This is a genomic window from Oleiphilus sp. HI0043 (genome assembly GCF_001634935.1).
In genome coordinates, this window is the sequence record NZ_LWEY01001804.1 from 1 (window position 1) to 928 (window position 928).

Sequence of the window (928 nt, forward strand, 5' to 3'; positions counted from 1 at the left end):
CGGATCTTATATATATTCAAGGGCATACTTCGCCAGGTATCTATGCTCGTTCCTTTATCGAGGGGCGGCTTTCTAGAGAGCAAATGGATAATTATCGAAATGAAGTAGATGGAAATGGTTTGCCATCATATCCTCACCCCTGGTTAATGCCTGATTATTGGCAGTTCCCAACGGTATCTATGGGCTTAGGGCCCTTACAAGCCATCTATCAAGCGCATGTGATGAAGTACTTACATAGTCGAGAGCTTACTGATAAAAGCAATCGAAAAGTCTGGTGCTTTGTAGGCGATGGCGAGACAGATGAGCCTGAGACGCTTGGCTCCATAGCTCTAGCGGGGCGAGAAAAACTCGATAACCTGATATTTGTCGTGAACTGTAACCTTCAAAGGTTGGATGGGCCTGTTAGAGGAAACGGTAAAATTATTCAAGAACTTGAAGGGGTATTCCGCGGCGCAGGGTGGAATGTTATCAAGGTTATTTGGGGACGGATGTGGGACCCTCTGTTTGATCAAGATACTGATGGCTCGATGCAGCGCGCGATGGATGAAGTGGTTGATGGCGAGATGCAAAACTTTAAGTCAAATGGTGCGGCTTATACGAGGAAGCACTTCTTTGGTCGCTATCCGGAGCTTGCCAAGTTAGCTGAGCAATTGAGTGATCGGGATATTGAGCAACTTAATCGTGGCGGGCATGATCCTTACAAGGTTTATGCTGCGTATCATAAGGCGGTTAATCATAAAGGTCAGCCGACCGTTATTCTGGCGCACACGATCAAAGGTTATGGCTTTGGTAAGGTTGGTGAAGGAACAAACAGTACTCACTCGCTGAAGAAACTTGATGTCGAAACACTTAAGGCATTCCGTGACCGGTTTGGGGTGCCTGTCAGCGATGACGATATAGAATCAATCCCTTACTATCAGCCATCAGC

1 pseudogene is annotated in these 928 nt (G+C 46.6%); it reads left to right on the forward strand.

The features are described 5' to 3' along the window. Nucleotides 1–928 (forward strand): annotated as a pseudogene (aceE, locus tag A3729_RS27765) (pyruvate dehydrogenase (acetyl-transferring), homodimeric type); the annotation flags it as partial.